13 protein-coding genes are annotated in these 13,819 nt (G+C 43.4%); 4 read left to right on the top strand and 9 right to left on the bottom strand.

The genetic code is table 11. The features are described 5' to 3' along the window. Window positions 1-84 precede the first annotated feature (84 nt). On the bottom strand, window positions 85-1,593 hold the full coding sequence (gene pepA, locus BM739_RS12665; RefSeq protein WP_076541144.1) for a leucyl aminopeptidase: 1,509 nt from the start codon (window positions 1,591-1,593) through the stop codon (window positions 85-87). 256 nt (window positions 1,594-1,849) lie between these two features. Between pepA and lptF the strand changes: the two genes are divergently transcribed. Both lptF and lptG read left to right on the top strand, forming a co-directional pair. After that, window positions 1,850-2,962 (top strand): LPS export ABC transporter permease LptF, encoded by a 1,113-nt coding sequence (lptF, locus tag BM739_RS12660; RefSeq protein WP_076541142.1) that lies wholly within the window; start codon window positions 1,850-1,852, stop codon window positions 2,960-2,962. Beyond that, window positions 2,959-4,017: an LPS export ABC transporter permease LptG gene (gene lptG, locus BM739_RS12655; RefSeq protein WP_076541140.1), complete on the top strand. Its 1,059-nt coding sequence runs from the start codon at window positions 2,959-2,961 to the stop codon at window positions 4,015-4,017. The genes lptF and lptG overlap by 4 nt, the downstream gene beginning before the upstream one ends. A gap of 336 nt (window positions 4,018-4,353) precedes the next feature. On the opposite strand, the gene BM739_RS12650 is transcribed toward lptG, so the two are convergent. Continuing rightward, the gene (locus BM739_RS12650) at window positions 4,354-4,863 is read right to left on the bottom strand and encodes an RDD family protein (protein ID WP_076541138.1); all 510 of its coding nucleotides are present in this window, start codon (window positions 4,861-4,863) and stop codon (window positions 4,354-4,356) included. Between the two features lie 114 nt (window positions 4,864-4,977). Then, entirely contained in the window at window positions 4,978-5,229 is a 252-nt protein-coding gene (locus BM739_RS12645; protein WP_076541136.1) for a DUF2960 domain-containing protein, read from the bottom strand. A gap of 214 nt (window positions 5,230-5,443) precedes the next feature. Between BM739_RS12645 and BM739_RS12640 the strand changes: the two genes are divergently transcribed. After that, window positions 5,444-6,007: a DsrE family protein gene (locus BM739_RS12640; protein WP_076541135.1), complete on the top strand. Its 564-nt coding sequence runs from the start codon at window positions 5,444-5,446 to the stop codon at window positions 6,005-6,007. A gap of 143 nt (window positions 6,008-6,150) precedes the next feature. Here the strand turns inward: BM739_RS12640 and BM739_RS12635 are convergent, their stop codons facing one another. The 4 genes from BM739_RS12635 to BM739_RS12620 all read right to left on the bottom strand — a co-directional run bounded on the left by BM739_RS12635 (window position 6,151) and on the right by BM739_RS12620 (window position 11,200). Further along, window positions 6,151-6,819, bottom strand: coding sequence for a DUF2913 family protein (locus BM739_RS12635; RefSeq protein WP_076541133.1), 669 nt, complete (start codon window positions 6,817-6,819; stop codon window positions 6,151-6,153). A 74-nt stretch (window positions 6,820-6,893) separates the two neighbouring features. Beyond that, window positions 6,894-7,529 carry a peroxiredoxin-like family protein gene (locus BM739_RS12630; RefSeq protein WP_083698155.1) on the bottom strand — a complete coding sequence of 212 codons (636 nt, stop codon included), beginning with the start codon at window positions 7,527-7,529 and terminating at the stop codon, window positions 6,894-6,896. Window positions 7,530-7,764: 235 nt separating this feature from the next. Continuing rightward, window positions 7,765-9,066 carry a DEAD/DEAH box helicase gene (locus BM739_RS12625; RefSeq protein WP_076541129.1) on the bottom strand — a complete coding sequence of 434 codons (1,302 nt, stop codon included), beginning with the start codon at window positions 9,064-9,066 and terminating at the stop codon, window positions 7,765-7,767. Between the two features lie 346 nt (window positions 9,067-9,412). Next, entirely contained in the window at window positions 9,413-11,200 is a 1,788-nt protein-coding gene (locus tag BM739_RS12620; protein WP_076541127.1) for an aminopeptidase P family protein, read from the bottom strand. Between the two features lie 249 nt (window positions 11,201-11,449). On the opposite strand from BM739_RS12620, the gene BM739_RS12615 reads away from it, so the two are divergent. After that, window positions 11,450-12,664, top strand: coding sequence for a Xaa-Pro peptidase family protein (locus BM739_RS12615; RefSeq protein WP_076541125.1), 1,215 nt, complete (start codon window positions 11,450-11,452; stop codon window positions 12,662-12,664). 163 nt (window positions 12,665-12,827) lie between these two features. Here the strand turns inward: BM739_RS12615 and BM739_RS12610 are convergent, their stop codons facing one another. Beyond that, a complete protein-coding gene (locus BM739_RS12610) occupies window positions 12,828-13,298 on the bottom strand; it encodes an FKBP-type peptidyl-prolyl cis-trans isomerase (RefSeq protein ID WP_076541123.1) in 471 nt (156 codons plus the stop codon). Window positions 13,299-13,451: 153 nt separating this feature from the next. After that, window positions 13,452-13,796 (bottom strand): DUF1294 domain-containing protein, encoded by a 345-nt coding sequence (locus tag BM739_RS12605; RefSeq protein ID WP_083698154.1) that lies wholly within the window; start codon window positions 13,794-13,796, stop codon window positions 13,452-13,454. Between the last annotated feature and the right edge of the window lie 23 nt (window positions 13,797-13,819).

Below are 13,819 nucleotides of genomic sequence, written 5' to 3'. Positions count from 1 at the left end.
GCCTTTGATTTGGTTACTGCCTGTATTTACAGCAAACTGTTTGCAACAAGGTGTTTGCAACAAGGTGTTTGCAAAAACAGTCGATTACTCGCCTTGCTCAACTCCGGCGCGGTTCAATAAGAACTGGCTTAATATTGGCACTGGACGACCTGTAGAGCCTTTATTAGCGCCACTGTTCCAAGCTGTACCGGCAACATCAAGATGTGCCCAGTTATATTTTTTAGCAAAGCGCGCTAAGAAACAAGCTGCAGTGATTGAACCCGCTGGACGACCACCTAGGTTGGTCATATCAGCAAATGGGCTTTCAAGCATTTCTTGATACTCATCCCAAATCGGCATGCGCCATGCGCGGTCGCCTGATTGCTCACCGGCATTGAGTATTTCATGGGCGAGTGGATTATGAGATGAGAATAAACCTGAAGCATGTTTGCCCAGTGCAATGACACAAGCACCAGTTAAGGTGGCAGTATCAATCACTAATTCTGGGTCAAAGCGCTCTACATAAGTCAGCACATCACATAATACTAAGCGGCCTTCAGCATCAGTATTAAGCACTTCAACAGTTTGACCTGACATAGTGGTTAAGATGTCACCAGGGCGATAAGCATTACCCGCAACCATGTTTTCACAACCGGCAAGAATACCGATAACGTTAATTGGCAGCTTCATTTCACATAAGGCTTTCATGGCACCAATAACACCGGCAGCGCCGCCCATGTCGTATTTCATTTCATCCATGGCTTCGCCCGGCTTTAATGAAATACCACCAGAATCGAAGGTAAGGCCTTTACCAACAAGGACGATAGGCTTTTGAGTTTCATCAACTGCGCCCTTATATTCCATTACTGTCATGATAGATTCATTGGCACTAGCACGACCTACAGCAAGGTATGAATGCATACCGAGTTTTGCCATTTGCTCTTCGCCTACAGTTGAAACCGTAAGGCAGTCATGAACTTCAGCAATTTGACGTGCTTGAGAGGCTAAGTATGCCGGATTACAAATATTTGGCGGCATGTTGGCAACGTCACGGCATAAGTGCATGCCTGATGATACTGCCATACCATGGTCGATAGCTCGTTCGCCAAGGGTTAACTCGCGGCGAGTCGGGACATTAAATACCATTTTACGTAACGGACGACGGGTTTCGCCTTTACGGGTTTTTAGCGCATCAAAGCTATATAAACTGTTATAAGTGGTTTCAACCGCTTGGCGTACTTTCCAATAAGTATCGCGACCTTTAACGTGTAATTCAGTTAAGAAGCAAACCGCTTCCATAGAACCCGTTTCATTTAAGGTGTTGATAGTCTTTGTGATAATTTGTTTGTATTGGCGCTCATCAAGTTCACGCTCTTTGCCACAACCGACTAACAAAACACGCTCACTGAGCACATTTGGTACATGATGCAATAATAACATCTGCCCAGGTTTGCCTTCTAAATCACCGCGTCGAAGCAAGTTACTGATGTAACCTTCACTGATTTTATCCAACTGCTCTGCGATACCTGACAAACGACGTGGTTCGTATACACCGACAACGATACAAGCTGAACGTTGTTTCTCGGGGCTGCCGCTCTTTACGCTAAACTCCATGAGCACTCCTAGATTATTAAAGACAAATTTTTATATTTATTAGATAATGTTTTAATTCGGCCCGTTAGGCCATATTTACAAACCTTTAAGGAAATAAATCCTTGGTAATTTTCTGCTATATCAGCTAAATGAATTACACTTAAAGAAGCTCACGCGCTGGTCAGAAAACTATCAATAACTGCTAAAAGCAGACATTTAATAGTGAAGTTACTCTGATACCAGCAAAAAGACAAGTTTTAGACTGTGGATCCTACCTGTGATTGTATTTAGATACTTGATCGTTGAAGTTTTAAAAGCCCAATTTGCGATACTTTTAGTGCTGTTAACTATTTTTATTAGCCAGCAATTTGTGCGAGTACTGGGAGATGCCTCTGATGGCGACTTTCCTGCATCTTTAGTGCTGACTTTATTGGGGCTAAATTTACCGCAATTAACCGTTTTGGTGTTGCCGCTGAGTTTTTTCTTAGGGATATTGCTCGCCCATGGGCGAATGTATGCCGAAAATGAAATGGTGGTGCTTCATGGCGTCGGGATCAGTGAGTGGTATGTTACCCGTGTGACCTTGCTTTTGGCGGTGGCGAATCTAGTGTTTACCGGTATTTTATCGGTTTATGTTGGCCCATGGGCGGAAGAAAGACAAAACCAAGTGCTAGAGCAGGCACAATCAGAAGCCGGTTTAGCAGCAATTACCCAAGGCCGCTTTCAAGCTAGTCCTAATGGCCGAGCTGTGTTGTTTGTTGAAAAAATCACTAAATCTAACGAATTAAAAAAAGTGTTTGTGGCTCAACTGCCTGATCCTGAAGACGAAAAAGGCCTAACTAATATTGTGGTTTCAGAAAATGGCCGCGTAGTGGAAGATAAGTTTGGTAGCCAGCAATTACAACTTGATAATGGTACCCGTTATCAAGGCAGCCCGAATAACCTTGACCATCAAATGATTGAGTTTGGTGGTTATAAGATGGAAATTAAAGAGCAAGAAGTGGATGAACGTCGTCGTAAGCTTTCAGCTTTACCGGTTGATCAATTACTTGCCACGCCAGGCCCTGAAGCGGCAGCAGAATTCCATTGGCGTTTAGCGCTGCCTTTAGCGATACCACTGATGACTTTAATTGCAGTGCCACTGGCTCGGGTGAATGTAAGGCAAGGTAAGTTTGCCAAAATGTTCCCAGCGATTTTACTTTATTTAGGCTATTTCGGCTTAATGGTTGCCGGCCGTAAAGCCCTTGAGGATGAAGTGATCCCACAAGTATTAGGTATGTGGTGGATCCATGGCTCCGCGTTTATTATCGGTATCCTGTTACTGGGTAAAGAGCGTCCAAGTGGCGCTAAATTACTGCAATTACTTAAACGTAAGAAGGTGGCAGCATGAAGATACTCGATCTCTATATTGCCCGAGTAATTATTGGCTCGTCGGCGCTATGCTTACTTATTTTAACTGGCCTGTCAGGCATTATTAAGTGGGTTGATCAGCTACGTGTCGTAGGCCGCGGTGCTTACACTATGTTTGATGCGATTATTTATGTTATTTACTTAATCCCCCGTGATATTGAGTTGTTTTTCCCCATTGCAGTATTACTTGGGGCGCTGATTGGTATGGGAATGTTGGCATCGAACTCTGAATTAGTGGTCATGCAGGCGTCGGGTATGTCTCGGTTGCAAATTACGATTTCAGCGATGAAAACAGCCATTCCATTGATGATCATTGTAATGGCCTTAGGCGAGTGGGGCGCACCTGTTGCAGAAAGAACCGCCAAAGAGCTACAAGCAACCAAAGTTTCTGGTGGCAGCCTGATCAAATCTCATCGAGGCGTGTGGGCAAGAGACGGTGACTTATTTGTCAATATTGGTGAAGTTGAAACCATAAACACTTTAAATAAAGTGACCTTTTATGAGTTTAATGATCAGTTAGAATTAACCACCATGACTCAGGCTCAAAGCGCTAAATTTACCAATGATGTATGGCGCTTATTTGATGTTAAAAATACCATAGTCACCGATGACAAGATTAGCTTTGAATACCAAGAAGAGCGCATTTGGGACTCAACCTTAACCCCTGATAAATTAAGTGTGGTGTCAGTAAAGCCTGAAGCGCTAAGCATTCAAGGTCTGGTGGGGTATTTAGATTACCTTGAAGCTAATCAGCAAGATCCGAGTCGTTATGAGTTGGCTTTATGGCGTAAAATTATGCAGCCAATTATTGTCGCTGTGATGATTTTAGTGGCACTGTCATTTGTATTTGGCCCCTTAAGAACCGTGACCATGGGCGCAAGAGTCTTGCTCGGCGTGGTTGCTGGCTTTAGCTTTTATATTTGTAGTGAGATATTTGGCCCTATGAGTATTGTTTATGGCTTACCTGCCTATATAGGTGCAGGTATGCCGGCCGTACTGTTTAGTATTGGCGCGTTATACTTCATCAGAAAATAGCCTTTAGCTTGCTAGGGCGTTTGCTGCTGGCAAGTTTGCAATAATAACTATCCCAATGACGTCAGTTGTTGGGATTTTTTATGTGAGGGTTTTATTGCTGTACTTTAGCTCTGGTTTTAGTTCTAGTGCTGTTTTTAGCTCGAGCACTAGTTCTGTTTTTAATTTGAGTATTAGCCTTAACTTTAGCCAAATCGCTGCGCCATGTTAACGGCTTGATGTTCTACAGCGCCAATAAAAAAACGCCGTAACCCAGAGGATTACGGCGTGTTGTTTGAGGGTATGAGTTTAGGCTATTAGCCGATGATATTAACTCGTGCTTTTAGCGTGTGGTGCTAGTTAAGCGCCGCGCCAATTGCGCATTTGGTTCGCTTCAACCGACAGTACCACGACTTCTGATTGGGTCATTTTATCTTGCAGCGCCTGTTTATCAGGATTGATAAGAATAAATAAGTTACCAATACCAGCCAGTGACCACACCACGCGAGCAAGCGCAGTAACAAAACTTAAGTTTTGCCCATTAGGGTGCTGCACTTTTAAACGCCATGCTCTCATCCCTAATGTTTGGCCGCCGCGGCTCCAAAATAAGGCATAAAAAGCGACGACACAAAGCACGACCCATAACTGATAAATACCTTTATACAATGGGGTTTGATGCAGTACATCTGCAATGTGCTCGTAACCATCCATTGAAATAACGCCGCTGCTGGTAAGGCCAACAAACAGGCCAAAACCAATTGCACCGGCAATCATATATACGGCTACAGCCAATAACGAGTCATAAATTATGGCGCCACAACGGCGGATAAAGCTGGCTCGAGGGAAATTAGCGTGGTCTGAATTTATCATGTAAATCCTTTTATTGTTGTTGTCACTAATAATTGCTGATGCCACTAATACAAATGCGCTTAGCACTTAACTCTTAGCGCTTAACTCTTAGCGGTAAGTTTTTGACTGTTAGCTTTACTCGTCATCATCACGAACAAATTTGATGCTACTAAAACCGAAACGGGCAAACTCGGTTTTACGGTAATCTTTTTCTGCTTTCGCCCCTTTTTTAGAGGTCATTGCAATTTGCTGTTCCATAGCCAAGAAGTTGGTTAAATCAATACCTTCAGCTTCAGCTGCAGCTTCGTATAGGTCATGATGTATATCGTAACTGAATGCGATTGTTTTGGTTTTACCTTTAAAGGTATAAATGACTTGGCGAGCCATGGAAACTCCTGAGTTTGGCGGCTTAACATTAGCTTGCTAAGCAACACATACGACTAAGATAAGCTGGCGCTTAAGCATAGATACTTGATTACGCAGCTTTTGAGATTGATAACCCTGAGCAATTTATTTACAGGGGTAAAAATTTGAGGGCTATTATAGCTAAATGCAGCGTTTCAAGATAGCTTTGTCATAATGCAATCAATAAGGATAAAAGATGCACAAAACAACAAGTCTCAAATTGCTGATGGTAAGCTTACTATTGGTAACCTCTAGTGCGGCTATGGCAGGAAAAGAGGCCTTTAAAGCTGGAACTGTGATAAAAGGCTATGGCGAAATCGCGACAATTGACAGCCAACTGGCCTTGCCAAAAGGCATGCAATTTAACATCGCTTTTGATATGAGCAAAGCGGCTAAGGTGGGTGAGGTTAATCGCAGTTTAAATACCCTTGCTAGATTTATTAATATGCATGAGGCTGTCGGAGTTAAATCCAAAGATATTAATTTAGCTATGGTCGTACATGGCAGCGCCGTTGGGGACTTAGCGGATGATGGCTACTATCGTCTGCAACACGGCTTAGCTGCGCCCATCGAAAATGCCAATAAAGCCTTGGTACAGCAATTAACTGAATATGGGGTGAAGATATACATTTGTGGTCAAAGCGCAGCGTATTACAACCTTAATAATCAAGCATTATTGCCTGGAGTTGAAATGGCGTTATCAGCGATGACGGCCCATGCTATTTTAACAGAGCAAGGCTATAGCCTTAATCCATTCTAAAGCAGTTTCTAAAACCCTTTCTAAAACCCTTGGCTAACATCATCTTATAACTCGTTAAGAACCCCAGCCAGAAACAAAAAAAGCGCCGACATTAAGTTAGCGCTTTTTGGTTACAGCAGTTAATTAGTAAGTTAATTGGCGAGTTAAGCCAGCGACTCTACCAATAAACATAACTCTGATAACTGGTTGTTTGGGTATACCAAATAGGTTTTATGATGTTTGATAAGACTGGTTTTTTTATTACCTTGGCTAACCAATAGTCCTTTATTGAGCGCTTGCTCGGCAAAATATTGCTCATCACCACGCACATAGATAGCTAAAGGCTTAATGAGTCTATCTACATCAAAATAGTGCGACAGCTGATGTTCACAAATCACCATACTCGATTGACCATTACCCGCCAGTTTGAGCTTTTTGGCACCTGAGTCTGAAAACGCAGTATCAGTAATAACAAACCATTCGTTGCTATCTAAATGCTCGATAAGCGCATCGATTGCGCCTTTTTCAGATAAGGTCGTGGTGAGCACTTGTTGGTATTGAATCGCGATACGTTGCAGTAGCTGAGGTAACATGGCGCCAGCGCCTTGGCTGCGAGCCATACGGATCCAGCTATTGAGATCATCAGCAACCATTTTAGGAAAGCGTTTGTCCCGTAATGACTCCACCATCCATGCACACAGAAAATGACTTTCTTGGGCAGGGGTTCGTTTGGCTTTTTGCTTTAATGCAGACTCTTGCAAGGCTTTAATCCCTGCTTCAGCTACGGCTAAAATCGCTTGGTTGTATGTTGGTGCTTGTGTTGTATTTTGCATAAATAACTCCGCCGCAGAAAAATGGGAAGTGCGGCGAAGCTATTGTAGCAAAGGCGAGTTATTGCTGCTGCAAATTATTGCCCTTGCAATAGTTTTGCGGCGGTTAAGATAAGCTCAGGTGCGGGGCGCACTTTATAATTGGGGTTTATGTATTGAAAGTGTACCAAGCCGGTTTTATCTGCCACATAAACTGCCGGCACTGGTAAGACTAAGCGCTGCTCACCTTCAGGTGTGGTCCAAAGGCTATTTTCAACACTGAGCTTGGCGCGGTACATACTGGTGACTTTTTCACTGGTATAAAAGGCAATACCAAATGCTTGGGATGCGGTCATATTTTCATCTGATAGCAATAGGTAACCCAGTTTATTGTCATTCATTGAGGCTTTAAGTTTGGCGGGTGAGTCAGGTGAAATTCCCACTAACTGAAAACCCATTTCAATTAATTTAGGCTCAATAGCTTTAAGTTGGCCCATTTGAACATTACAAAATGGGCACCAACCACCGCGATAGAAAAAGAAGATAGTGGGCTTAGCTGCGGTTAATGTTTGCAGGTTAACCTTATTGCCGGCAACATCTTTAAGGTCAACGCTCGGGATTTGTTGTCCATTCATTAATGGCATGACGTGGTATTCATCGCTAGCAATAGGTTTAGCCATTGAAGGTAAGCTAAATAAGGCCATTGCGGCGACTAACATAAGTTTTTTTAACATGCTGAAATCCATATTCAATTAAAGTGATGATCTTAGTGAGCGCCCTAATTGGCACTTCTTATCGCTGAGTAATACTGGTTATAATTTTCGCTGTTACGGCGACAATGATTAGACCTGATCACCACAGTTTTTATTTCATCGAATTTACTTAAAGCGAATAATGATTTACTGAATGTTTTTTAGGCATAAAAAAAGGCGCTAATAGCGCCTTAATATTGAAATAATAACGGGGTGATTACTTCAGTTTTTTGTACTTAACGGTACTGGTTGATTTACCTACCGTTACGCGGCGACCTTGCATGTTACGCTCGCCGACAACTTGCTCACCCGCGCTATCTGCACGTTGTTGTTTCTTCGCGAAGCTACGACGCTTTTGAATTTGCTTTAACAGTAATTCACGGCTGCCAACTTCATAACCTGGCGCAGTAATTCGGCGAATGGGTTGACCGATTAATTTTTCAATATCATGTAAGGTGCGCTCTTCTTCGCGGCTCACAAATGAAATAGCGGTACCTGATTTACCTGCACGTCCGGTGCGGCCGATACGGTGCACATAATCTTCAGCAAGAAATGGTAAGTCGTAGTTAACAACATAGCCTAAATCTTGAATATCCAAGCCACGAGCGGCCACTTCGGTTGCAACCAGCACACGTACTTTTCCTTCAACAAATTCACGTAATGCGCGGCGGCGACTGCCTTGGGCTTTTTCGCCATGAACCACAGCTGACGGAATACCATCAAGGTTAAGCTCTTTTACTAGCTTATCCGCGGCATCACGGGTTGCAGTGAAGACTAACACCTGTTGCCAGTTTTTAGTGCCAATCAATTCAGATAGCAATTCACGCTTACGGCGCTGCTCAACAGGGTAAACCACTTGGCTTACTGTATCAGCGGTGGTGTTTTGTTTGTCAGCAGTAATGACCACTGGTTTTTCAAGCATTTCGTTAGCAAGCTTCTTAACTGAAGTTGAGAAGGTGGCTGAGAATAATAAGTTTTGACGCTGCTTATTCACGGCTTGAAGAATTTTTTGAATGTCGGTGCTAAAGCCCATATCCAGCATACGGTCAGCTTCATCAAGGACTAAAAATTCAACATTTGAAAGGCTTAAGTTACATGCGTTTAAATGTTCAAGTAAACGCCCCGGCGTAGCTACAATAATGTCAGCACCACGTTTAAGCTTTTGCGCTTGGCTAGTCAGCTTTACGCCGCCATAAATGGTCAATACTTCCATGTTGATGTTCTTGCTGTAATCAGCAATATTGTCAGCAACCTGAGCGGCTAGCTCGCGAGTAGGGGTTAAGATTAACGCGCGGGTATTTGAATGCTGTAACTCACGTGGATTTTCAACCATCTTTTGCAGCATAGGTAATGCAAATGCGGCTGTTTTACCCGTACCGGTTTGGGCGCTGGCAAGTACATCTTGGCCACGACGAATTGCTGGAATAGCTTGTTGTTGAACGGGTGTCATAGTTTTATACCCGCAATCAGCGATCGCACTTAATATTTCTGGGGCGAAGCTAAAAGATTCAAATTTCATTGGTATCTTGTTCCTATCATTATCACGTCATTCAACAGTTCAGTGGCTAGTTCACTAAAAATATTAGTTTTTAACCTGCCTGAGTATAGTTCATCGTGCTAGTACCAAAACGACTTAGCATGTCATTTTAACATGGGTTTTAAAGTTCGCTAATGGATCAGCGGCGGCGGAGTATAACAAAGTTTTTTGATTAATTCTTAACTAAGTTTTGTGGTCAGTTTTTAGCGCATGATTATGGCGAGGTTATGGCGAGGTTATGGCAATTAGAAACCGGCTCTGAATACAAAAATGCCCAATTTAAATGGCTTAAAATTGGGCAAGTGTGGGGATAATGACTTGGGTTTTATTAAAGCTCAGTCGTTACCTTGGTTAACCATGCAAGGTCATCACCTGTGAGCATAGTTGATAAGGTGGCAAACACTTTTTGATGGTAGCGATTTAACCAATCAATTTCAGCTTGAGTGAGTAAGGATTTATCAATTAAACGCTTATCGATAGGGATTAGCGTTAACGCATCAAACTCCAGCATTTCACGTTCAGCATTCACTAAGCTTGGTGATGGAATAACCGCCACTAGGTTTTCAATGCGAATACCAAATTCATTGGCGCGGTAATACCCCGGCTCATTGGATAACACCATACCGGGTAATAATGGCACGCCATTCACGTTTTTACCAATGCGCTGCGGGCCTTCATGAACACTTAAAAAATGTCCTACGCCGTGACCGGTGCCATGGTCATAATCAAACCCATGTTGCCACAAGTACTGACGGGCAAAGCCATCTAATTGCTGGCCTGATGTGCCTTTAGGGAATTTGGCTTGATCAAGGGCAATATGACCTTTTAATACTAAGGTGACCATTTTTTGTTGCTCAGCGGTGACGTCACCAATGGCAATTGTACGGGTGACATCCGTGGTGCCGTCAAGGTACTGCGCCCCAGAGTCCACCAAATAGATACTGTTGATGGTCATTTGACTTGGGGTGGCGTCATTATGATTGTAATGACACATCGCGGCGTTAGCACCGGTGGCCGAAATGGTATCAAAGCTTGGCTCGCGATACAGTGGATCAGTTAATCTGAAAGATTCCAGTTTATCGGCAAGCTGGGCTTCATCATAAAGACGGTTGGCAGCAACTTCCATATCAAGCCAAGTAAGAAAACGGCTTACTGCTGCGCCATCACGAATATGACATGTTCGCATACCACTGAGCTCGGCGGCATTTTTTTGTGCTTTTGGCAGTGCGACAGGATCTGAGCCCGCGACTAATATGGCACCCGCTTGCTTTGCGGTTAACTGGGTCCAAGCATTAGTGGTATTAGGGTCTGCCAGCAGTTTTACGCCGTTAAGTTGCTCAAGGGCTTCAGCTAATAATGATTCATCTTTAAATTCAACGCCAGCGCCCACATGCTCAGCAAAGCCTTGGGGCAGTTTGTTGCTATCAGCAAATAAGGTCATATCACCGTTGGCACTCAGTAAGGCGCAGCCTAAGGTGACGGGTAATCTTGGCACATCGTTGCCACGAATATTAAGTAACCAACAAAATGAGTCTAAAGCGGCAATTAATGCCATATCGGCGCCTTGCTTGGCAACGATATCACCAATTTGTTGGCGTTTATCAAGGCTATTGCGGCCTGCGCCCTCATGGCTAAATAAGGTAATGGGCTCTGTTGGTAGCATTGGGCGTTGCTGCCAATGAATATCAATTGGGTTTTCAGCAACTGACACTAAGCTGATATCTGCTTTTGTTAATTGCAGCTGTGCTTGTTGATACCAAGCTAAGGTATGTAATCGGCTATCTATGCCAACACGTTTACCCTGAGTTAAATGATCAATCAACCATTGAATTTGCGGAGTATCCGTTAGGCTTTCATAACTAAATAACTGCGCATCAACTTGCAGTGCCACTTGCACTGTGTAACGACCGTCAACAAAAATAGCGGCGGTGTCTTTTAAAATAATCGCCATGCCCGCCGAACCAGTAAACCCTGTCGCCCAATGCAGCCTTTCATTACGCTCAGGGACATATTCGCCGAGGTATTCATCTGCTCGGGGAATAATAAAAGCATCGAGATTTTGTTGCGACATGGTTTGGCGAATGGCGTCAAGGCGCTGATTGATCGTATCTGGCATGGTTGCTCCATTGGAGGTGGCTGATTGATTCAGTCTTATTAAGGTAAAGCGATTATCGCAGCGGTGTATTTACAAACAAAACACTGAAGATAGTCATCATCTGCAGGGTAACCGCAGCGAGTGTTATGTAGAAATACAATTGATAATTTATATTGTATACATTTTGTGATTGAAGTTTACACTATGCGGATTATCGGATCACTAATAGAATAAAATTTGCTTATCTAGCATTAATTATCGGAGCGTACTATGACCGTCGGAGTCGGAACCCAAACCCCACAACAAGCATTAGCGAGTTTGTCAGATATGACCCATGATGTTGCTGCTATTGGGGTAGGAGAGTTTGAACAGCGAATTAGCCAAGCACAGCAATTAATGCAGCAACAAGGCATTGAAGCCATTTACATTAATGCTGGCACTAATCTGTATTATTTTACTGGTACTCGCTGGTATGCCAGCGAGCGTATGGTTGGGGCTATTATTCCTGCCCGCGGTGAGCTTGAATACATTGCTCCTGCATTTGAGCTTGATACTTTACAAGGTTATATGGCCGTCAAGGGTAAAGTGAATACGTGGCAAGAAGATGAAAGCCCTTTTCAGTTATTTGCCGACATGCTAGCAAATAAAGGCATTAATGCTGGCAAGGTGGGCTTTGATGAAGCCACCGCTTTCTTTATTTTTGATGGTATTCGCAGCGCCAATGATCAACTCAATTATGTCAATGCCAAAAGCATCACTGCCGGTTGTAGAATGATTAAATCGCCTGCGGAGCTAGCCTTGTTGCAACGAGCAAAGGACATGACTTTAGCGGTTCATATTGCTGCCGCCAGTATCTTACGAGAAGGCATTAGCACCAAAGAAGTGGAAGATTTTATCCATCAAGCCCACATCAAGGTTGGCGCGCCTGCGGGATCATATTTTTGCATTGTATTGTTTGGTGAAGATACCGCTTACCCCCATGGGGTTAAGTCGCCTAAAACACTGGAGCTAAACGACACGGTATTGATTGATACCGGTTGTCAGCTAGGCGGCTATAACTCAGATATTACCCGCACTTATGTATATGGTGAGCCAAGTGAGCGCCAACGTGAGCTGTGGAATTTAGAGCAACAAGCGCAACTGGCGGCGTTTGCTGCTGCGACTATTGGCGCAACGTGTGCAAGCGTTGATCAAGCGGCTCGAGAAGTAATAGTTAATGCAGGTTTTGGCCCAGATTATGATGTGCCAGGCTTACCCCATCGCACCGGACACGGAATTGGCTTGGATATCCATGAATGGCCTTATTTAGTGCTAAACGATCATACTCAGCTTGCGGCAGGAATGTGCTTTAGTAACGAGCCGATGTTGTGTGTACCAGGTGAGTTTGGCGTAAGACATGAAGATCATTTTTATATGACGGAGTCTGGCGCTGTGTGGTTCACTCAGCCGGCTAAATCGATTGATGATCCATTTGGCCTAAGCTAGATATCAACATCACTCTTTAGCGAGTTGCGATAATAGACGATATAGATGAGTCAAAAAAATCCCTTGTAGCTTGGCTATAAGGGATTTTTATTTTCTGTTGCTAAAACGTTAGTCGCCAAAATTTAAAACGTTAGTCAGAGTACAGTTTTAGCAGATTAGATGGTTAGTTTATTGCTAATAGCTCAACTTCAAAAATCAGCACTGAGCCGCCTTGGATTTTACCGGCGGTGCGGTTGCCATAAGCTAAGGTGCTCGGAACAAAAAAGCGGAACTTATCGCCCACTGACATTAATTGCACCCCTTCAGTCCAGCCTGGAATAACCCGATTTAGTGGGAAGTCGATGCTTTCACCCCGTTCAACCGAACTATCAAAAACGGTGCCGTCGATAAGTGTGCCGTGATAATGAACGGTGACTGTGTCAGTCGCTTTTGGATGCTCAGTTGCATCACCTTTGTGCATGATTTCATATTGTAGTCCTGACAAGGTGGTGACGACATCTGGATTTTTTTCATTTTCTAATAAGAAAGCATTGCCTTTAATGATGTTCTCTTTCGAGGCTTTTTCATTGTTTGATTGCGTGTAAAAGTAAAAGATGATCCCTGCGATCACACAAACGGCCAAAATGATTTTCATAACTTCTTCTTATGGTTGCTAGCAATAAATGAATGGTACTCACCCAAGTGCTGTGGGTAAAGTGCAGCGGCGTTTTTTTATGGCTAAATCATGTTTTTAACCCACAGAGCTTAGTTAGCGGTTTAGAAACATACCACATAAGCTTTAGCGCAGTTAAAGCCCTTGATATTGCAGGTAAGCCAAGCCCGCCCAAGCCAATATATTGATAACTATGCTGCAGAGGTAAATCCACTTAAAAGGTGTTTTTTGGGTCTTGTGCCTAAATAGCTGCTGAGCCAAAAGCCCAGCAGGCCAACCTCCGAGTAAGGCAAAGAGGTGTAAAGTACGCTCTTGTGTTCGCCATGTTTGTTTTGCTGCTGCGCGTTTATCAAGCCATGTAATCAAAAAGCTCAACAGGTTTATCGCGGCAACATAAATCGCCAAAAATGGCCAAATGCGATAACTCACAAGTGCCATCAGGCATAAGCTTAATAGCGCAAATATCTTCATCAGTGTCATGAATCCTGTTATTTAAAAGTATC

It is taken from the genome of Shewanella sp. UCD-KL21 (assembly GCF_001957135.1).
Taxonomy (GTDB): Bacteria; Pseudomonadota; Gammaproteobacteria; order Enterobacterales; family Shewanellaceae; genus Shewanella.
Note: the sequence above shows the minus strand (reverse complement) of the source record. Positions and strands in the feature narration are given on the sequence as shown.